We start from the raw sequence: 20,346 nt of genomic DNA on the forward strand, positions 1-20,346 counted from the left end.
CGGGCCGGCCTGCCCGCGCACCGCACGGTGACACGACGGGTCGTCGCGTCCAGGGGATGCCTGCGGCGGCGACCGGTGTGCGGCCCGTGCGGCCGGGGGCCGGACGCACGGGCCGCGCGCCTGTCGCCCCGTCAGGAGCCGGGGCACTCCTTCCAGGCCATGTGGTAGGTCGTACTGATGTCCCCGTCGGTGGAGTCCATCGTCATGAAGCTGACCTTGCCGGGGGACGAGGTGCCGACGCCGACGCGCAGTTCGGTGTTGATGTTGAAGTTGCGCTGGACGCCGCAGGGAGCGTAGACGAGCTGGGCCCAGTCGGTGGTGTCCGTGGCCTGCCAGTTGTCGTCGTAGGGGCCGGCGAAGGGGTGGCTGCGGTACTCCGTGTTCGGGGAGCCCTGGAAGTAGTACGACGCCCTCTGCGTGCCCGTCGCGCCGGGCTGGAGGGCGGCGAAGCCGCGGTAGTCGGCGCTGGCGATGGCGTAGGTGAAGCCCTGGGGCACGTGGACGATGAGGCTGAGCTGGCAGTTCTTGCGTGAGGCGGTGGGATCGGAGGCGCCGCCCGCCTGGGCGAGGTAGTCGCTGTACGTCACCGTGAACGCGGTGTTGTCCTCGGAGACGGCGACCGCGGTGGTGCCCTGGGGACAGCCGGAGCCGTTCACCGTGGCGACCTTGATGACGATCTTGTCCGGGGGCGGGTCCACGAACCCGGTCGACGGGTTGTGCGCGGGTGTCGAGGCGGTGAGCAGCGCGGCCACCGCAGTGCTGAGGAGCAGGCCACCAGCCATGGTTCTCCCTGTCGGTTCAGTGGGGGGTGAGTGGGACGTGATGGTTGAAAAGTCATGCACCTGACAAGAGGCCGGTCGGCCTCCACACATGCCGGCGCACGGACTCCCGGCCCTCGTGAAGGAGGCATGGAGGTGACGTGAAGGCCGGGAGCGCTCGCATCGTAGGCGGCGCCCCGGGGCGCGGGCAGGGTGAACTCCGGCCATTCGCCCCCGCCGGGCGGTGCGGGTGTTCACAGGGAACGGGCGATGGGAACAGCCCGCGCGCGCGTCACTCGTACCGGGCGAAACGGACGTACCGGGAACCTGGCGTGAACACCGTGGCGCCCGGGCGTAGACAATGGCCCACCAGGACCACCCGTCACGGGGGACCAGGACCACCCGACGGCACCACCCGCGGCCCCATGCGGCCGCACCAGCGGCACAACAGGAGGCGGCTCCCTTGGAGCTCAGCAGGCGTACCTTCACCGCGCTGGCCGGCACGGCGGCGCTCGGCCTCACGCTGGCCGGCAGCGGGGCGGCGACCGGCACGAACGGGACGAACGGGACGCGTGCCGTGCCGACGGGGCCGCCGCCCGCCCCGCCGCGCGCGGACGGCAGGCGGCACGAGGTCGGCTTCGACCGGTACTCGCTCCTCGTCGACGGCCGGCGACTGGTGCTCTGGTCGGGCGAGATGCACCCCTTCCGGCTGCCGAGCCCGTCCCTGTGGCGGGACGTGCTGCAGAAGCTGCGCGCCCACGGCCACAACGCGGTGAGCGTGCCCGTCCCCTGGAACGTCCACTCCCCCGCGCCCGGCAGGCACGACTTCACCGGGGTGCGCGACCTCGACCTGTTCCTCACGATGGCGGCCGAGGAGCGGCTGTACGTCGTGCTGCGCCCCGGGCCGTACCTCGGCACCGCCGACCTCGACGCCGGTGGCTTCCCCGGCTGGCTGACGGTCGCCGAGGGCGCGGCCGGGGCCGCGGACCCCGCGTACCTGGGACACGTGGACGCGTGGCTGAGCGCCGTCGACGCCATCGCCGTCCGGCATCTGTTCACCGGGGGCGGCGGCACCGTGCTCCTGTACCAGGTCGAGGACCGGTACGAGGGGCGGAGCGGCTCGGCGGGCGCGGGCGCGGGCGCCTACATGTCCCACCTCTTCGGGAAGGTGCGCGCCGACGGGATCGACGTACCGCTGTTCCACAACGACGGCGGCGCGGACGGCCTGTGGGCGCCCGGATCCTTCCCCACCGGCGCGAAGAAGGGGGAGAGCGACTGGCTGTACGGGTTCGAGTCCTCGCCCGTGCCCGGTGAGGCGCCGGCCGACCTCGGGCACTTCGGTGGGCGCGGGAAGGGGGCCCGGGCCAGTGCGCGCACTCCCGGGTTCGTCGCCGGGGCGGCCGTCGGCGCGTCCGACCCCTGGGGCGGGGCCACCTCCCGGGGCAAGGGGTACATCGAGGTGCGGGAAAGGTGGAACCCGGCGTACGAGCGGAGCAGTCTTCTCACCGGCCTCGCCAACGGGATCACCCTGCACAACACGCGCGTGGCGGCCGGCGGGACCTCGTGGGGGTGGCTGGCCGCGCCGCACGTCTACACCTCGTACGACTACGGGGCCCCGATCGACCAGGCCCGCCGGCCCACCGCCAAGCTGGCCCCGCTCCAGCAGCTCGGGCATCTGCTGCGGACCGTGCCGGACCTCGCCCGCCTCGAGCCGGCGCCCGCGGTACGGCCCGAGGACGACCGGCTGAAGGTCTACCACCTGGCCAACCCCGACACCGACGCCCAGGTGTACGTCCTGCGCAACGACTCCGCCGAGGAGGTCGGGTCGGCGCTGCCGGGCACCGATGTCGGCGTGCCCGTCACGGTCGGCGCGCGGGACGCCAAGCTGCTCGTCACCGGGCTCGACCTGGGGCGGCGCAGGCTGGCGTTCACCACCGCGCAGCCCATGTTCGCGATGACCGTCGGGCGGCAGGACATCGCCGCGTTCGTGGGCCGGGCCGGTGAGACGGCGCAGGTCGTCCTCGACTGCGAGGTCCAGCCGCTCACCAACCGGCTGGACCTCGAGCCCGCCTGGTCCTACGACCGGGGCCGGCTGAACGTGGTCACGCCGCTCGGGGTGGGCGGGCTGAGCAGGGTCCTGATCGAGGGCGGCGACTCCGAGACGCCGATGCTGCTCCTGTTCGCCGACGACGCGACCGCCCAGCGGCTGTGGCCCTACGAGACCCCGTCCGGCCCCCTGCTGGTCTACGGCCCGCCGCTGCTGCGGTCGGCCACGCTGCGCGGCTCCACCGTCCACCTCACCGGCGACATCACGGGCGAGACCGGCCTGGAGGTGTGGGCGCCGCGCGGGATCACCGCCGTGACCTGGAACGGGCAGCCGGTGCGCACCACGGTCAGCAGGGCCGGGTGCCTGGTGATGGAGGGGCTGATGCCCGGCACGCCCGCGCCGTCCCTGCCCGCCCTCACCGGCTGGCGGCGGCGGGCGGAGAACCCGGAGTCCGAACCGGACTTCGACGACGCCGGGTGGACGGCCGCCGACCGCACCGCCTCCCCGGGCGCCACGCCCGTGCCCGAGGGCCGGCCCGTCCTGTTCGCCGACGACTACGGCTTCCACTACGGCGACGTCTGGTACCGGGGACACTTCGAGGACGCACGCGGCGCCACCTCGGTGTCCCTGTCCTACAGCACCGGCACGCAGGGGCTGTTGATGGCCTGGCTGGACGGGAAGCCGCTGGGCACGCACCGGATGCCGGTGCCGGACGAGGACACGGCGGACCGGGGCACCTGGACCGCGACCGCGACGTTCCGCGTGCCCAAGAGGCTGCGCAAGCGCGGCGAGCACGTCCTGTCCGTGCTCGTACGGCGGATGCAGCAGGAGGGGGACACGACGGGCGGGCGCGGTACCCGCCGGGCGGCTCGTGGACTGACCGGCGTCGGCTTCGAGGGGGCCTCCCCCGAGGTGAGCTGGCGGATCCAGGGGGCCGGGGCGCCGGACCGGGTGCGCGGGGCGCTGAACAACGGCGGCCTGTACGGGGAGCGCGAGGGCTGGCATCTGCCGGGATACGGCGACGACCGGGACCGGAACGCCTGGGAGGCCGTGGACCGGCCGCGCGAGGACCGGCGGCGGCAGGGGGTCACCTGGTACCGGACGGAGTTCCGGCTCGACGTCGACCCGGACGTGGACGCGTCGGTCGGGCTCGTCCTCGAGGACGACCCCGAGCGCGCCTACCGCGTCCAGATCTTCCTCAACGGCTGGAACATGGGCCAGTACATCAACGACGTGGGCCCGCAGCACACCTTCATGCTGCCGAACGGGATCCTCCGCACCCGGGGGACCAACACACTGGCCCTGGCCGTGCTGTCCGACGGGACCACACCCTCGGGGCCGGACCGGGCGCGGCTGACCCTGGTGGGCGCGGCGCGCGGCGGAGTGCCGGTGGAGGCGGTGGAGTCGCCGGGACGGTGACCCACGCGCCTCCACCCGCCCCCTCCGGCACGCTCACGCCAGCCGGATCACGTTCCAGGACAGCGGTTCCAGGACGGCTTCGAGTGCGCCGTCCGTCAGGGTCGTGCTCCCGACGGTGTGCGGGGTGACCCGCTCCGGTTCGGCGAGGGTGTTGCGGGCGTCGGGGTCGGCGTCCGCGAGGGCCGTGTGCTCCACGACCGAGGTGAGGCCGAGGCCGCCGAGGGCGATCTCCAGCGGCAGCGGCTCGGTGCGGCTGCGGTTGACGGCGAAGACGGTGACCGTGCCGTCGTCGGCGCGTACGGCGGTGGCGTGCAGCAGGTCGGTCGTGCCGTACCGGGCGGTCTCGTACGTCGGTGAGTCCACGCGGACGTCGAGGACCTCGCCGCGCCCGTGCCGGGAGGCCTGCGCGAACGGGAAGAACGTCGTCTGCCGCCAGGCGGGGCCGCCCGGCTCGGTCAGGATCGGGGCGATGACGTTGACGAGCTGGGCGAGGCAGGCGACCTTGACCCGGTCGGCGTGCCGGAGCAGCGCGATGAGGAGCGAGCCGAACACGACGGCGTCGGTCACGCTGTAGTTGTCCTCCAGCAGGCGCGGCGCCTCGGGCCAGTCGTCCTGCGCGAAGGTCGTCGCCCGCTCCTGCCAGCGGGTCATGTACCAGACGTTCCACTCGTCGAAGGAGAGGTTGATCCGCTTCTTCGACTTGAGCTTCGCGCCGACGTGGTCGCAGGTGGCGACGACGTTCTCGATGAAGGACTCCATGTCGACGGCGGAGGCCAGGAAGGAGTCGAGGTCGCCGTCGTGCGGCTCGTAGTAGGCGTGCAGGGAGATGTGGTCGACGAGGTCGTACGTCTCGGTGAGGACCGTCGCCTCCCACGCGGCGAAGGTGGGCATGGACCGGCCCGAGGAACCGCAGGCGACCAGTTCGACGCCGGGGTCCTGCTGGCGCATCGCGCGGGCGGTCTCGGCGGCGAGGCGGCCGTACTCCTCGGCGGTCTTGTGGCCGGTCTGCCAGGGGCCGTCCATCTCGTTGCCCAGGCACCACAGCCGGATGCCGAAGGGGTCCTTGTCGCCGTGCGCGACGCGCAGGTCGGACAGGGCGGTGCCGGCGGGGTGGTTGGCGTACTCCTGGAGTTCGAGCGCCTCGGTGACCCCGCGGGTGCCGAGGTTGACGGCCAGCACGGGCTCGGCCTGCGGGCCGATCTTCCGCAGGAAGGAGACGTACTCGGACAGGCCGAAGCGGTTGGTCTCGGTGGAGTGCCAGGCCAGGTCGAGGCGGCGGGGGCGGTCCTCGGCGGGGCCGACGGAGTCCTCCCACTTGTAGCCGGAAACGAAGTTGCCGCCGGGGTAGCGGATCGCGGTGACGCCGAGTTCGCGGACCAGGTCCAGCACGTCGGTGCGCAGACCGTCGGCGTCGGCGGAGGGGTGGCCGGGTTCGTGGATGCCGGTGTAGACGCAGCGGCCGAGGTGTTCGACGAAGGAGCCGAAGAGACGGGGGTCGACCGGGCCGACGGTGAAGGCCGGGTCGAGGGTGAAGCGGGCGGTACGCATGTGTTCCTTTCAGGGGTTCGCGGGTCTCCCCGGGGCCGGTACGGGCGCCGGTGCGGGCGCCGGTGCGGCGGGGGGCGTCACTGGCCGGCGAGGCCGGTGTGCGCGACGCCCGCCACGATCTGGCGCTGGAAGAAGACGAAGACGACGATCAGCGGCAGGCCCGCCATGAGGCCGCCGGCCATCAGCTGGGCCCACTGGATGCCGTAGGAGTTCATGACGGTCGCGATGCCGTTCGGCATGGTCATCAGGTCGGGGTTGTTGGTGACCATGTAGGGCCACAGGAAGTTGTTCCACGAGCTGATGAAGGTGAAGATGCCGACCGCCGCGAGCGAGGGGCGCGACAGCGGCAGGATGATCGTGAAGAAGACGCGCCAGCGGCCGGCGCCGTCGATGAAGGCGGCCTCCTCCAGTTCGCGCGGGACGCCCTGGAAGAACTTGTAGAGGATGTAGACCATCGCGGCCGGCGCGCACTGCGGCAGGATCATTCCCCAGTACGTGTCGACCATGCCCATCTGCTGCACCGTCGTGAACAGGGGAACGCCGAGCACGGCCGGGGAGACCATCAGCCCGGTCATCACGACGCCCATCAGGGCGCCCCGGCCCCGGAACTCGGTGCGGGCGAAGCCGTATCCGGCCAGCGCGCTCACCACCAGCACGACGGCGGTCACGCACACCGACACGACCAGGGAGTTGACGAGCCAGTCGGTGAGGTTGCCGGACTCGACGACCGCCGACCACGCCTGGCCGGTCCACTCCTTCGGCAGCCAGTGCGGCGGTACCTCGACGGCCTCGGTCTCCGACTTCAGGGAGGTGAACAGCGCCCAGGCCAGCGGCGCGAGGAACACCACGGAGACGGCCGTGCCGACGAGGGTGAGCACGATCTGGCTCGGCGGCCAGTTCCGGCGGGGCTCGACCCGTACCTGCGGTGCGGCGGTGGTCATCGGCCGCCCTCCTCACGGTTGCGCAGCAGCCGCATCCGGGCGAGGGCGACGGCCGCGATGAGCACGAAGAAGATGATGGAGACGGCGGAGGCGTAGCCCACGCGGTAGCTGGTGAAGCCCTGTTCGAGGGTGTACTGCACGAAGGTGCGGGTCGATTCCTCCGGCCCCGGACCGAAGTCCTGGATCACGACGGCCTGGTCGAAGACCTGGAGCGAGGCGAGGATCTGCAGGGCGAGGACGAGCCCGGTGATGTTGCGCAGCATCGGCAGCGTGATGTGGACCATGCGGTGCCAGGCGTTCGCGCCGTCCAGCTCGGCGGCCTCGTACAGGTGCGCCGGGATGCCCTGGAGCGCGGCGAGGTAGAGCAGGAAGCTGAAGCCGGCCGTCCACCACAGGGTGGTGATGACGATCGCGAGCATCGCGTAGGACTTGTCGGTCAGCCACGGCGTCCCGATGCCGAAGACGTGGTTCACCATGCCCGTGCCCGGGTTGAACAGCCACTGCCACAGGTTGGCGGCGACGGTGGAGGGCAGCAGGAACGGCAGGAAGAAGCACAGCCGCCACAGCCACGTGCCGTGCTCGATGTGGTGGGCGAGCATCGCGAGGAGGAAGGCGAGGACGGTGATGCAGGGCACGACGAGCAGCGTGAAGTACGCGCTGTGGCCGAGCGAGTCCCACATCAGCGGGTCCTTCAGGGCCTCGCGGTAGTTGTCGAGGCCGATGAAGTGCGCGCCGTCGCCGGAGATGTTGGCGTCGGTGAAGCTGAGGTAGAGGCCGCGCAGCAGGGGCCAGATCACGAAGAGCGCGAACAGGGCGAGGAACGGGGCGACGAACCAGCCGCCGTGCTGGAGTCCCTGTGTGCGGCGGACGGTGGCGCCGTCCGCGGCGGTCGTCGCGCGCACCGGGCGGACGACGGTCCCGGCACCGGTCGTCGTCATGCGACCGCACCTCCCTCGGCGGCGGTCCTGCCGTCCATCGGGTTCTTCGTGGCGAGCAGTTCGGTGAGCGTGCTCCGCATCCGGCGGGCGGCCGTCTCCGGCCCGGCGGAGCCCATCGTCGAGGAGACGACGATCGGGCCGACGCGCTGGGCGAGGATGCCGGTGGACCCGGCGAACCACACCTTCGGCTCGGTGGCCTGGTGGTCCATCGCCGTGACGTACTCGTTCTGCGGCTCCAGTTCCCGGTACGCGGCCGTGGACAGGGTCGGCGTGTGGGCGGGGATGTGTCCGCCGCCCGCCCACTGCCGGGCGTGCTGGACGACGTAGGCGGCGAGCCGGTGCGCGCCCTCGTTGGCGGCGCCGCCGCGGTCCGCCTGGTGCGGCAGGACGAAGGAGTGCGACTCGGCGTGGGTGGCCGGCTTGCCGAAGACGGCCGGCAGCGGGGTGGCGCCGTAGTCGAGCTCCGCCCCGGAGAAGACGGGCACCGACCAGTTGCCCTCCCAGACGAAGGGGGCGCCGTTGACGAACTGTTCGGCGCCCGCGCCGCCCCCGAAGCCCGGGTCGGCGTACCCGTCGGTGATGTGCCGGCGCAGGAACTCCAGGACCTGGACGGCCTTGTCGGTGTCGAAGGTGACCTCGGTGCGGGTGTCGTCGAACCAGGTGCCGCCGAGCTGGGTGTAGAAGGCGACGAAGAACCACCACTGGAAGTTCTGGTCGTTGACCCATAAGCCGATGGTCTGCAGCCCTTTCCCGGTGGCCTTCTTCGCCTCCTTCAGGACGTCGAACCACTCGTCGGCCGACGTCACGGGCACCATGCGCCCGTCGGCGTCGAGCAGGCCCGCCTTCCCCAGCACGTCCTTGCGGTAGAAGCAGAGCTGGACGTGGATGTCGAGCGGCAGGGCGTAGAGCTTGCCGTCGACGACGGCGCGCTTCCACAGTGCGGGGTTGAAGTCCTCCTCCCGCACGCCGTACTCGGCGAGCAGGCCGACGTCCCAGGGGTCCAGGAGACGGCCCGGCGAGAAGCCGGTGACGCGGCCCAGGTGCATGACGCCGAGGTCCGGCGCCCTGTTGCCCGCCGCGGCCATGGCGAGCTTGGTGTAGAAGGGGCTCCCCCACTGAAGGGTGGAGTCCTTCACGTCGATGCCGGGGTTGTCCTCACGGAAGGCGTCCAGCATCGCGATCATGTTGTAGCCGTCGCCGCCGCTGAAGAGGTTCCAGTACCGCACCCGCGTACCGGCGTCGGAGGCCAGGGCGTCCGCGCCGGTGCCGAGGGCCGCGAAGCCGAAGCCGCCCGCGACCGTCAGGCCGCCCGCCGCGGCCAGTAAGTGTCTGCGATTCAGGCCAGGTCGTCCCATGCCCTGCCTCATCTGTCGAGGTGTCGTGTCGGAGAGGTGCCTCGTAGGAGATGTGCTCGTAGGAGGTGTGCACGGCATCCGAAGCGGGTGCGTCGGGATGCCCGAGATGACGTGTTCGATATACCGAATAGCGCCCGTAACTTCGAACGGACCGTAAGGGGCGGGCGCGGGCGCGTCAATGCTTCGGACAAGATCTCGGGGCCTGGCCGACGGGACACCTGTTCGCATGACGTGGACCCTCACGGCGCGTACTCTCGAACGGCCTTGAGATCACCCGGGGGAACAGGGAAACAAGGGAGAGAGCGGTGCGTACCAGGAAGGAGATGCGTCGTCTCGCCGACGCGCTCATCGAGCCCATCCGGGTGCCGGTGCCCGCCGATCCCGAGGTCCTGTTCGACGCACTCGTCGCCTCCGTCGGCGTCTGGCGGGGACGTGAAGTCCTCGTCCACCGGGCGGCGTTCCCGCCGCACACCGCGAGCGGCCTGTGGCTGGAGCGGGAGGGCCACGACGACGTGGTGGTGGACGAACGGGCCGCCGCGTGGCACCAGATCGTGATCTTCTGCCACGAGGTGTGGCACATGAACCGGCGGCGGATGGAAGCGGGATCCGGCGACCGCCCGGCCGCCGGCCCGACGATCCGTCGGCCCGTCGCCGCCCGGACCGACTTCAGCCTCGCCGAGGAGCAGGAGGCCGACCGTTTCGGCATGCTGATGGGCCGTCGGCTGCGCACCTGGATGGACGCCTCCACCGACTCCGTGTTCGCCGCCGGGGGCGACGGCTCGGGCGAACCGCAGGACCTCGCCGGACGCATCGGCGCCGCGCTCAACCACCGCGGGACCAGACGATGAACGGCCTGATCAACTACGCCAGTTGCGGGGCGCTGTGGCTCGGTCTGCTGGTGCGGGCCCCGGACCTGCTGCGGCACCGGCGCGATCCGTATCTGCGCTCCATCTGCGCGGTGCTGGGGCTGGCCGGGCTCTGCTTCTTCCTCGGGGCGCCGCCGACGGTGGGCGCGATCAACCGCCTCGGCGGGGTGCCGAACCTGGCGGCGCCGCTGACGTACGCGGCGATCATCGCCTACGGCGCCGCCTCCCAGGTCCTCGTCGTGCACTGGCGCGGCGGACCCGGGGTGCGCCGCACCGCCCGCCGCTGGATTCTCGCCTACACCGGCGTCCTGGCCGGGGTGGCGGTGACCTTCGCCCTCGGGGACGCGCCGGTGGAGCGCCGCACCGACCTGGACACCTATTACGCGACGACCCCCTACCTGGCCCAGATGATCGTGCTGTACCTGGTCGCGCACCTCATCGCGGTGACCGTGACCGCGGTGACGTCGCTGCGCTGGGCGCGCCGGGTGCGGGGCGGACTGCGGGCGGGCCTGACCCTGATGGGAGTGGGCGCGCTGTGCGGCACCGGTTACAGCGTGGCCAAGCTCGTCGCGGTGGTCGCCCGCTGGTCCGGCCGGGACTGGGCGGCGCTCGGCACCGCCGTCTCCCCGGCCGCCGCGGGGCTGGGCGCGCTGCTGACGGTCGTCGGGGTGCTGGTGCCGCTGGTCACGCCCCGGGTGGCCCGGTGGGGGCGGGCCCGGCGGACGTACGCCCGGCTCGAACCGCTGGAGCGGGCGCTCGACGACCTGCTCGTCCGGCGGACGCTGCGGCTGCCCCGACCCCGGCTCGCCTCCCCCGCCGCCCTCCTCGTGTGGCGGCAGACCAGCATCCACAATGCGCTGAGCCACCTGGACGCCTACTTCGACCGGGACCTGTTCGACCGGACCCGCGCGTCCGCGCTCAGGACGGCGGCCGGTCCCGAATGGGCCGAGGCCGCCGCCTGGGCCGCCGTGATCGGCACCGCGGTACGGGACGAGGCCGCGCCCGGACGCCGTCCACCGCCGGCCCACGGCACCGGACGGTTCCTCGACCGGATCCCGGGGCCGGCCGAACTGGCCCGGATCGCCGACGTCCTGGCCGGCGCCGCACCGGTCGCCCCGGTGACGCCGGCGGAACCGGCACCGTCCGCCACGGCGCCCGCGACACCGACGGGGGCCGTATGAACCACGACGCCCGCGGCGGCCGGCCCCGCCGGTCCGGTGGTGCCGGGCGCCCCGCGCCGCGAGGGGGCGCCGCGGCATGAGCCTCGTCGTGTACCTGGCCGCCTTCATGCTGGGGATCTCCTCCGTCCTGGTGCGGCGCCGCCCGCGCACCGCCCTGCGCGACCCGCTGACGCTGTCCACCTGCGTGGCGATCGCGCTCGCCGCCCTGGTCTTCGTCTGTGCCGCCCCGGCGACCCTGGCCGCCGTCAACGAGCTCACCGGCATCCCCAACTTCGGTGCGCCGCTGACCTACGGGATGCTCTCCGCGTACAGCTGCGCCGCGCTCGTCCTGCTGATCAACTGGCGGGGCGGGCCCCGCGAGCTGGTGCGGCGCATGGTGCTGCGCAGCGTCGCCGCGTACGGGCTGCTGGTGCTCGCCATCGTCGTCCTGTTCGCGCTCGCCGACGCGGACACCGAGCGGCTGACCGACCTCGACACGTACTACGCCAACACCCCGTTCATGCGGGAGATGATCCTGCTGTACCTGCTCGGGCACAGCGCGGCCATGCTGGTCATGTGCGCCGTGTGTCTGAAGTGGGCCCGTGAGGTCACCGGGCTGCTGCGCACCGGGCTGCGGCTGATCCTGCTGGGCACCCTGCTGGACGTGGTGGGCTTCCAGCTGACCAAGTACGCGGCGGTCGTGGCCCGTTGGAACGGGCACGACCTCGACTTCCTGTCCACCGGCGTCGCCCCGCCGATGGCCTCGCTGGGCGCGGTGCTGTGCTCGGCGGGATTCGTGCTGCCGAGGCTGCTGCCCCCGGCGCTCGCCCAGTGGCGGGGGCTGCTCGACCACCGGCGGCTGGCTCCCCTGTGGTGCCTCGTCCGGTCGGCGTCCACCGCTCCCAAGCCGCCCACCGCCTGGTGGCAGCTCCCCCAGGTCCGGCTGCAGTGGCGCGAGGTCTCCATCCACGACGCCCTGCTCGCGCTGGCGCCGTACTTCGACCACCGCGTCCGCGAGCGGGCGCGGGACGACGCCCTGGCCGCCGGACGCTCCCCCCACGAGGCCCGGCTGGCGGCGGAGGCCGCCATGCTCGCCGACGCCGCGCGCCGGGCCGCCGCCCGCGAGGAACCGCCCCAGACGGACGGCCGTTACCGGCTGCACGCCACCGAGGTCTCCGGCACGAGCGGGCTGGTGGAACTGGCCCGGGCGCTGGACCGGGACCGCCCTCCCCCCACCGCCGCCACCGCGCCCCGCACACCTCCCGCGCCCGACGGCGCGGGGCCGAACTCCATGGCTGGACCCATGGCAGAACCCGAGGAGCCCCATGTCGCGTAGAGCTGTCGTCATCGGTGCCGGGCTGGCCGGCATGCTGGCAGCGGCCGCCCTGTCCGACGCCGGAGCGGACGAGGTGATCGTGCTGGACCGCGACGATCTGCCCGACGGCCCCGAGCACCGCCGGGGCCTGCCGCAGGGGCACCACGCGCACCTGCTGATGCCGGGCGGGCTGGACGCCATGGAGGAGCTGCTGCCGGGCGTGGATCCGCGGGGGCGGCTGCTCGCCGCCGGCGCGCACGAGGTGTCCCTCAGTTCGGGCATGCTGGCCCTCACCTCCGAGGGCTGGCTGAGACGATGGCGGCGCGCGGGACCGGTCATGCTGACGTGCACCCGGCCGCTGCTGGACTGGGTGATACGGACCGCGGTGCTGGAACACGCGCCGGTCGAGATCCGCAAGGCGGCGGTGACCGGGCTGACGGGATCCGCCGGGCGGGTGCACGGAGTACGGGTGGCGGCGCCCGGCGGCCGGGAAGACCGCCACGCGATCCGCGACGAGGAACTCGACGCGGACCTCGTCGTCGACGCGAGCGGGCGCGGTACGCGGGTCATGACCTGGCTGGACGGGCTCGGGGTGTCCGGCATCCGGGAGCGGATCGTGGACTCCGGTCTGGTCAACGCGACGCGTCTGTACCGGGTGCCGGAGGGGGCGGAAAGGTTCCCGCTGACGATCGTGCAGGCGAACCCGTTCGTCTCCCGGCCGGCGCGGAGCGCGATGGTCATGCCGATCGAGGGCGGCCGGTGGCTGGTGAGCTGCGGCGGCTCACGCGGCGGTGAGCCGCCCGCGGACCCGGACGGCTTCCTGCGGTACATGCTCGACCTGCCGGACCCGATCGTGGGCCGGCTGGTCTCCGGCGCCGAACCGCTCACCGACATCCATCTGAGCCGGTCGACGAGCAACGTGCGGCGGTATCTGGAGCGGGCGCCCCGGTGGCCGGACGGCTTCGTCGCCCTCGGGGACGCGCTGGCCACCTTCAACCCCGCGTACGGGCACGGCATGTCGGTGGCCGCGTTCGGCGTGCGGGTCCTCGGCCGGGAGCTGAACGGGGTGGCCGGTGACCTCGGCGCGCCCGGTCTCGCCCGGCGGGTGCAGCGGGGTGCGGCACGGGTGACGGAGGCGGCCTGGTCCATGGCGGTCAGCCAGGACGTGCTGTACCCGGGGGTGCGCGGCGGCGCGCCGACCGCCGCCGACCGTGTCGTCTCCGCGTACACGCGGCGCGTCACGCGGGCGGCCACCGGTTCGTACCCGGCGGCCTCGGCGCTCTGGGACGTCACCGGTCTGCGCACGTCCCCCGCCCGGATGCTCCACCCGGCCACGGTGCTCGCCACCGTCGCCGGCTCCCCCCTGCCCCCGTCCACCCGGCCGCCGATGACGCCCGGCGAGCACAAGGTCCTCGAACAACTGGACCGTACGGGGTTCTGAGCGACGGGCGGGCGGGGGAGGGGAGCGGTCCGTGCGTCAGCCCGCGAAGGCGGGCTGGGCGACGCCCTCGCCCGCACCCGGGACGACCAGGAGCGAGCCGGCCAGGGGCGGGGCGGGGTGCAGGCCCACCCGGGCCGTGGTGATGTACAGGTCGGTCAGGCCGGGGCCGCCGAAGGCGCAGGCGGTGACGCGCGGGACCGGGAGTTCGATCACCCGGTCCAGGGCGCCGGACGGGGTGTAGCGGCGTACCGCCGCGCCGTCCCACAGCGCCACCCACACACAGCCCTCGGCGTCGACGGTGAGGCCGTCGGGGAAGCCGGCGCCGTCCTCCACCTCGGCCAGCGGGCGGCGGCCGGTGACCCTGCCGGTGTCCGCGTCGTGGTCGAAGACGTCGATACGGCGGGTGGGGGTGTCGATGTAGTACATCCGGCGCCCGTCGGGGCTCCAGCCGGTGCCGTTGCTCACCGTCACGTCGTCGAGGACGAGTTCGGCGGTGCCGTCGCCGGTGACGCGCGCGAGCGTGCCGCCGCCGGTGGCCTCGTCGTAGCGCATGGTGCCGGCCCACAGGGCGCCGTCGGGGGCGACGGCGGCCTCGTTGCCGCGGCGGCCGGGCACGGGCTCGTGGCACAGCCAGCGGAAAGTGTCGTCGGGGTCGAGCAGGCCGATGCCGTCCCGCAGGTTGAGGACCAGGCCGCCGCCCGCGCGGGGCTTGACCGCGCCCACGTGCTGGTCGGTGCGGCGCAGGGTGCGCCGGCCGGTGGCCGGATCGTAACTGTTCAGGCGGGAGTTGAGGATGTCGATCCACAGGAGGCGGCCGGTCGCCGGGTCCCAGGTGGGGCCCTCGCCGAGGGCGGACTCCGCCCGGACCGCCACCTCGTAGGAGGCGCCGTCGCGTGTCGCCGTCATGACGTCCTCCGGTGGCCGAGGCGCTCGGACAGGTCGTCGGCGCCCTTGGCGGCGAGCTGTTCCAGCTCGGCGAGGCGGTCGTCGCTCCAGCGGATCATCGGTACGGAGATGGACAGCGCGGCGACCACCTGTCCGGTGCGGTCGCGGACCGGGGCGGCCACGCAGCTGACGTCCGGGTTGGACTCGCGGCTCTCCACGGCGACGCCCCGGGCCCGGATCTCCGCGAGGGCCTCGCGCAGGGCGGCCGGGTCGGTGATGCTGTTGGGGGTCATCGCGGCCAGCCCGGCGTCGTCGGGCAGGCGCGCGGCGAGTTCCTTCTCGGGGAGGGAGGCCAGCAGCATCTTGCCCACGGAGGTGCAGTGCGCGGGCAGACGGCGGCCGGCCGCCGACACCATCCGTACCGCGTGGGTGGAGTCCACCTTGGCGATGTAGATGACGTCGGTGTCCTCCAGGATCGCCACGTGCACCGTCTCGTCGCAGGTCTCGGCGACGGACCGGGCCACCTGCTGGCCCTCGGCGGCGAGGTCGAGGTGCTCGGCGTAGCGGGCGCCGAGCTGGTACGGGCGTACGCCGAGCCGGTAGCGGCCGGGCTGGCCGGTCACCGGGACGATGTACTTCCGGGCGGCGAGCGTGGTCACCAGTTCGTGCACGGTGGTGCGCGGCAACTGGAGCCTGCGCACGATGTCGGGAGCGGAGAGCGTCCCGTCCCCGTCGAGGAAGAGCTCGAGAATGTCGAGAGCCCGGGTCACGGCTGGTACGAGACGTCCCACGACCGGCCCCTCCCTGTCTGTCTCAGCCCGTTCGAGATATCAACAGGCGATCGGAATGACGAACACACAGGCTAGCCATCCGGACCCACCCGGGCAATGGCCTGCCGGAGAGTCGACACCGGCCTGCCGGACCCGGCGGCCGGACCGGTCCCGACACGGCCCCGGCGGCCCCACCTGCCCGGGCAGTGCGGGGAATCCGGGAAGCCCGGGCAGTCAAGGCAGTCCAGGCAGTCCAGGCAGGCGGGGCAGTCCACCCCGCTCTCGCCGGCCTTGCCTGCCCCGCCTGCCTCACCAGTCCTGGCGGTTCGTCGGTCCTGCCTGTCCGACCGGTCCCGTCTGCCCTACCGGTCCTCTCCTGTTCCGCCGGTCCCGTCTGCCTCACCAGTCCTGGCGGTTCGTCGGTCCTGCCTGTCCGACCGGTCCCGTCTGCCCTACCGGTCCTCTCCTGTTCCGCCGGTCCCGTCCGCCTCACCAGTCCTGGCGGTTCGTCGGTCCTGCCTGTCCGACCGGCTCCGTCTGCCCTAGCAGCCCTACCGGTTCTCTCCTGTTCCGCCGGTCCTGCCCGCCCCGCCGGCCCCGGCGGTCCGGGGCGCCCCTCCGGTCAGCGCCGGGTGCGGGTTCCTCCCAGTTCGCCGCGGAGGCGCTGCGCCCGCAGGACCAGTTCCAGTTCGAAGCGGCGGTCCGGGTCGTCGATCTCGTCGCCCCACAGTTCGCGGATCTGCCGCAGCCGGTAGCGGACGGTCTGCGGGTGCACGCCGAGCCGCGCCGCCACCTCGGGCGCGCCGCCCCGGGTCTCCAGCCACGCCAGCAGTGTTTCCGCGAGCCGCCGCGCGTTCGCGGGGGCGCAGTGGGCCAGCGGGGCGAGGCACTTGAGCGCGAGGTCGTCGATGAGTTCCTCGGGCTGGAGCAGCACCAGCGCCTCGGTGTGCTGGGTGCAGTGCAGCACCTCGCCGGCGGGCAGCAGCCCGCGTTCCATCAGGCGCAGGGCGGCCTCGGCCCAGCGCAGCGACTTCGCCGCGTCGGCCGGCGGCACCGGCGGTCCGATCGCGCCGGACCAGCCGGTGAGCGCGCGGTGCAGCAGTTCGGGGCGGCCCGCGGCGTCCGGCTCGGGGACGATCATCCGGGGCTGCTCGTACTCCATGTCGAGCAGCACCTCCTGGCCCACGGCGGGCGCCACCGCCTCCCGCGCGGGGCGCCGCAGGACGCCCACCGCGACCTTCCCGGGCAGCGGCCAGCCGACGCGGGCGGCCCGCTCGGCGAGCGCTTCGGCCGGATCGCCCCGGTGGTGCTCGGTGAGCAGGAGTTCCATCAGCCGGCGCTGCAACCGCAGCCGCTCCCCCGCCTGCCGGGCGGCGGCCTCGGCGTAGCCGCGGACGGACTGGTCGACCAGTCCGTCCAGGTATTCGTAGCCCGCGTCGGCGAGTTCGTACATCGCGGGCGGCGGGATGTCGATGCGCTGGCCGATCTCGGCGAGCCGCCGCCAGGCCATGCGGACACCGAGCCGGTAGATCGCCTGGAGCGAGTCCAGTGACCGTCCGTGCAGGCCCTCACCGCGCCCGAAGTCGTGGAAGAGACCGGGCGGCACCGTGGGAGGGCCCGCCACATGGTCGGCGTGCTCCAGGTGCTGCACGAACACCTCGATGGCGCGGCGGATACCGACGAGAGCCATCGGTTCGCCCGAGTCGTCGAGCACGACGGGGAGTTCGGGGTACTCCCGCTGGATCTCACCCATGATCTCTTCGGCGAGTCCGGGCGCCTCGGCCATGGCCGTCTCGGCGAACCTGTGCACCTGTGAGCGTGGTACGTCCTGCCAGGCGGACCGGGCCGTGACGGTTCTGAACGCCGTCACCGGTCAGCTCCCCTGCCCCGCGTGCTCGTAGGTGATCAACGGCGTGTTCGGCTGCTCGGGGGTGGCATCGAGCAGCGCGACCACGCCGAGGGCGGCGCCCACGGCGAGGGCCGAGGCGAGCACGACCGTCAGCGCGGCGGCAAGCAGTCTGGACATTTCAGGGTCAGCCTCTCTGTTCGGAGGATTTCCCCACCCCCGAAAGTGCGTTCCGCCATCCCTGTGCGTCGTCCCTCAGTGTCGAGTGTGCATTGACACTGCGTCAAGGGGCGTTTACGGTTCCCGGCCCAGAGGGAGTTCGGTCCCGGCCCGCAGGGGGTGCCGGATGGCTCCGCCCCTCCCCCATGCGCGTTTCCCCTCTACGGATCCGGCCTGTCCGCGTCGATCCGTCCCAAGCCTCTGGAGTGCCCGGATGCGCCGTACAGCCTCCCCCTTTTCCCTGGCCATGCTCGGTTTCGGAACGTTTCTGCTGGTGCTGGCCCCCCTGCTGGCGTGGTACGTCCAGCCACGCGCCGCCGTGAACCCGGTCGACATCGACACCACCGCCGTCTACACCGGCCGGGGCAGCGTGTTCGACCTCGACCGGGTCGAGACCGTGTCGGGCCAGGCGATCACCGTCACCCAGCGGGTGCGCGGGAACGTCGAGGCCAGCGCGGACAGCGGGAACGCCGCCGTGTGGGACGTGATCACCACGGTGGACACCGACAAGTCGCTGCCGGCCGCCGATCCGCACGACGCGCTGGACTTCGCGCCGCACCGCTGGGTGCTGGACCGGCAGACCACGAAGCCGGTCCACTGCTGCGAGGCCGAGCCCCGCATCGAGGGTGAGGCGTACCTCAAGTTCCCCTTCGACGTGCAGAAACGCTCCTACCAGTGGTGGGACAACACCCTCGGCGACACGGTCGTGATGCGCTACCGGGGCACCGAGAAGGTCCAGGGGTACACGGGCTACCGGTTCACCGCTTCGGTGCCGGCGACGAAGACCGGTACCCGACTGGTGCCGGGCAGCCTCGTGGACGAGCCGGACCAGCCGCAGGTGCTGGCCGAGGAGTGGTACTCCAACCACGGCCTCGAGCTGGTCGTGGACCAGGCCACCGGCCGGGTGGTCTACGCGCAGACCGGCCCCCGGCGCACGCTGCGGGCGCCGGGCGGGGACGAGGACGCGGCGGTGCTGCTGGACGCGGAGAAGCTCGCGTTCACGACCGCGACGCAGAAGGAGGCCGTGCGGCAGGCGAAGCGTGACAGCGGGCAGCTGCGCATGGTGGGCGAGACCGTTCCGGTCGGCGCGGCCGTGGCGGGATTCGTGCTCGCGGTGACCGGTGGGATTCTGGTGGCACGTGGACGGAAGGAAGAAGAGCGTCCCGGTTTGCCCGGTACTGCTCAGTAAATACTCACGAAACTCAGTGACTTTCGAGTCACCCGGGCCCGAAATTGTCATCCCGGTGAGTAGCCCTGGGGGACGTCTGGGCGAAAACTGTCCATCCCCACCCCGTGCACAAGCCATTCACCGTGCACGCCCAGGGGGAGCCCGAGCGCTCTCCCGGAGCGTGCGCGTCCCGCTCGACGTCGTCCCGTCCGTCCGAAATCCATCCGTCCCGCACCACCACGTCCCGCACCACCACCACGTTCCGCACCCCCTGCGCCTCGTGACACTCCCTGCACCTCGTGACCTCCCCGCACCTCAGACACTCCCCGCGCTTCGCACCGCGGTCCGCGCTTCGCACACCCCAGCCCCATCCGCACGTGTCCCGCGTACCCCACGCATGACCTCAAGACGAGTTGGAGCACCGATGCCCCAGCACGTACCGTCCTCCTCGCTGCGCACGCCGCTCCCCAGCGTGCCGCAGCCACCTCCGGCGGTGCCTGCCAACCCCCGCCGGATCGTCTTCCTCGCCCACCGCGACCTGGACAATCCCTCGGCCGGCGGCTCCGAACTGCTGGTCGACCGGCTGGCCGACGGCCTGACCCGCATGGGCCATCAGGTCACCCTGCTGTGCGGAGGGCCGGCCTCTCCCAGGCTCTCGGCGGCGCCCGAGCGGGGCGGCACCCCCGTCCGCGGCTACCGCGTGGTGTCGGCGGGCGGCGCCTACAGTCACTTTCTGCGTGCCCGTTCCACCTTCGCCCGCCAGGTCGGCGACTGCGATCTGCTGGTCGAGGTCTGCAACGGCATGCCGTACCTGGCGCCGATGTGGCACCGCGGGCCGACGCTGTGCCTGGTCAACCATGTGCACACCGACCTGTGGGGCATGCGCTTCGGCGGTCCGCTGGCTCCGGCCGCACGGATCGGGCGCAGGCTCGAGCACTGGGCGCTGACCGGCGCCCGGCAGCACGGGCTGCTGGTCGCCGTCTCCCCGTCGACCGCGAACGCGCTGCACGGGATCGGCGTACCGCGCGAGCGGATCAGGGTCGTGCACAACGGTGTGGAGGAACCCGGTCCGCGGACCGGGCGGTCCCCGGAGCCGCTGTTCGTGGCGGTGGGCCGGCTCGTCGAGTACAAGCGGATCGATCTGCTGCTCAGGCTGTGGGAACGGGTGCGGCCGGTCACCGGCGGCCGGCTGGTGATCGTCGGCGACGGCCCCGAGCGGGAGCGTCTCGAACGCCTCGCGGGTCCCGGTGTCGAGTTCACCGGTCACGTCTCCGAGGAGGAGAAGCACCGGCTGCTGTGCGCGGCCTGGCTGCTGCTGCACCCCTCCGCCGTGGAGGGGTGGGGCCTGGTCGTCACGGAGGCGGCCACCCGCGGGACCCCGACCGTCGCCTTCGACGTGCCGGGGCTCAGGGACTCCGTGGTGGACGGTGAGACCGGCGTGCTGGCGCCCGGCGAGTCCTCGTTCGCGGCGGCCTGGTGCACGCTCGCCCTGTCCGGCGCCCGCCGGGAACTGATGGGCGAGACGGCCAGGGACCACGCCGCCCGGTTCCGCTGGGACCGCACGGTGCGGCGGTTCCGCGCGGTGGCGGCGGAGGCGGTGCGGAGTCACCGGCCATGAGCGGCAGACATATGAGTGACAGGGGCATGACCGAAACAGGGCCGGGTGGCAG

Annotated in this window: 16 protein-coding genes; 7 read left to right on the forward strand and 9 right to left on the reverse strand. The window is 72.8% G+C overall.

What is annotated here, in order from left to right; translation table 11 throughout:
* Positions 1–131: 131 nt before the first annotated feature.
* Positions 132–782, reverse strand: coding sequence for a DUF4360 domain-containing protein (locus tag OHB56_RS13855; RefSeq protein ID WP_406353539.1), 651 nt, complete (start codon positions 780–782; stop codon positions 132–134).
* Positions 783–1,221: 439 nt separating this feature from the next.
* Between OHB56_RS13855 and OHB56_RS13860 the strand changes: the two genes are divergently transcribed.
* Positions 1,222–4,224 carry a glycoside hydrolase family 35 protein gene (locus OHB56_RS13860; RefSeq protein ID WP_406353541.1) on the forward strand — a complete coding sequence of 1,001 codons (3,003 nt, stop codon included), beginning with the start codon at positions 1,222–1,224 and terminating at the stop codon, positions 4,222–4,224.
* 33 nt (positions 4,225–4,257) lie between these two features.
* Here OHB56_RS13860 and OHB56_RS13865 read toward each other — a convergent pair whose 3' ends face one another.
* The 4 genes from OHB56_RS13865 to OHB56_RS13880 form a co-directional block, all read right to left on the reverse strand.
* Positions 4,258–5,772, reverse strand: a complete 1,515-nt coding sequence (locus OHB56_RS13865; RefSeq protein ID WP_406353543.1) for an alpha-N-arabinofuranosidase — start codon at positions 5,770–5,772, stop codon at positions 4,258–4,260.
* Between the two features lie 77 nt (positions 5,773–5,849).
* A complete protein-coding gene (locus OHB56_RS13870; RefSeq protein ID WP_326752560.1) occupies positions 5,850–6,713 on the reverse strand; it encodes a carbohydrate ABC transporter permease in 864 nt (287 codons plus the stop codon).
* Positions 6,710–7,651: a carbohydrate ABC transporter permease gene (locus tag OHB56_RS13875; RefSeq protein WP_406353545.1), complete on the reverse strand. Its 942-nt coding sequence runs from the start codon at positions 7,649–7,651 to the stop codon at positions 6,710–6,712. Before OHB56_RS13875 ends, OHB56_RS13870 begins: the two co-directional genes overlap by 4 nt.
* Positions 7,648–9,006, reverse strand: coding sequence for an extracellular solute-binding protein (locus OHB56_RS13880; protein ID WP_406353547.1), 1,359 nt, complete (start codon positions 9,004–9,006; stop codon positions 7,648–7,650). Before OHB56_RS13880 ends, OHB56_RS13875 begins: the two co-directional genes overlap by 4 nt.
* Positions 9,007–9,311: 305 nt before the next feature.
* On the opposite strand from OHB56_RS13880, the gene OHB56_RS13885 reads away from it, so the two are divergent.
* The 4 genes from OHB56_RS13885 (at position 9,312) to OHB56_RS13900 (ending at position 13,788) form a co-directional block, all read left to right on the forward strand.
* A complete protein-coding gene (locus OHB56_RS13885; RefSeq protein WP_406353549.1) occupies positions 9,312–9,854 on the forward strand; it encodes a toxin in 543 nt (180 codons plus the stop codon).
* Positions 9,851–11,053, forward strand: a complete 1,203-nt coding sequence (locus OHB56_RS13890; RefSeq protein WP_406353551.1) for an MAB_1171c family putative transporter — start codon at positions 9,851–9,853, stop codon at positions 11,051–11,053. Before OHB56_RS13885 ends, OHB56_RS13890 begins: the two co-directional genes overlap by 4 nt.
* A 76-nt stretch (positions 11,054–11,129) precedes the next feature.
* Positions 11,130–12,368, forward strand: a complete 1,239-nt coding sequence (locus tag OHB56_RS13895; RefSeq protein WP_406353552.1) for an MAB_1171c family putative transporter — start codon at positions 11,130–11,132, stop codon at positions 12,366–12,368.
* Complete coding sequence (locus OHB56_RS13900) at positions 12,358–13,788, forward strand: FAD-binding protein (protein WP_406353554.1); 1,431 nt, start codon at positions 12,358–12,360, stop codon at positions 13,786–13,788. The genes OHB56_RS13895 and OHB56_RS13900 overlap by 11 nt, the downstream gene beginning before the upstream one ends.
* Positions 13,789–13,824: 36 nt before the next feature.
* On the opposite strand, the gene OHB56_RS13905 is transcribed toward OHB56_RS13900, so the two are convergent.
* The 4 genes from OHB56_RS13905 to OHB56_RS13920 form a co-directional block, all read right to left on the reverse strand.
* Entirely contained in the window at positions 13,825–14,694 is an 870-nt protein-coding gene (locus OHB56_RS13905) for an SMP-30/gluconolactonase/LRE family protein (RefSeq protein WP_406353555.1), read from the reverse strand.
* Entirely contained in the window at positions 14,691–15,464 is a 774-nt protein-coding gene (locus tag OHB56_RS13910; protein WP_326752568.1) for an IclR family transcriptional regulator, read from the reverse strand. The genes OHB56_RS13905 and OHB56_RS13910 overlap by 4 nt, the downstream gene beginning before the upstream one ends.
* A 601-nt stretch (positions 15,465–16,065) precedes the next feature.
* Complete coding sequence (locus OHB56_RS13915) at positions 16,066–17,313, reverse strand: helix-turn-helix domain-containing protein (RefSeq protein WP_406353557.1); 1,248 nt, start codon at positions 17,311–17,313, stop codon at positions 16,066–16,068.
* Between the two features lie 3 nt (positions 17,314–17,316).
* The gene (locus OHB56_RS13920; protein WP_167353774.1) at positions 17,317–17,469 is read right to left on the reverse strand and encodes a hypothetical protein; all 153 of its coding nucleotides are present in this window, start codon (positions 17,467–17,469) and stop codon (positions 17,317–17,319) included.
* Positions 17,470–17,722: 253 nt separating this feature from the next.
* On the opposite strand from OHB56_RS13920, the gene OHB56_RS13925 reads away from it, so the two are divergent.
* Both OHB56_RS13925 and OHB56_RS13930 read left to right on the forward strand, forming a co-directional pair.
* Complete coding sequence (locus tag OHB56_RS13925) at positions 17,723–18,697, forward strand: DUF3068 domain-containing protein (protein WP_326752570.1); 975 nt, start codon at positions 17,723–17,725, stop codon at positions 18,695–18,697.
* Positions 18,698–19,100: 403 nt separating this feature from the next.
* Positions 19,101–20,294: a glycosyltransferase family 4 protein gene (locus tag OHB56_RS13930; RefSeq protein WP_055593306.1), complete on the forward strand. Its 1,194-nt coding sequence runs from the start codon at positions 19,101–19,103 to the stop codon at positions 20,292–20,294.
* Positions 20,295–20,346: the final 52 nt, after the last annotated feature.

The sequence above is a fragment of the Streptomyces sp. NBC_01635 genome, from assembly GCF_045209715.1.
GTDB classification, from domain to species: domain Bacteria; phylum Actinomycetota; class Actinomycetes; order Streptomycetales; family Streptomycetaceae; genus Streptomyces; species Streptomyces hirsutus.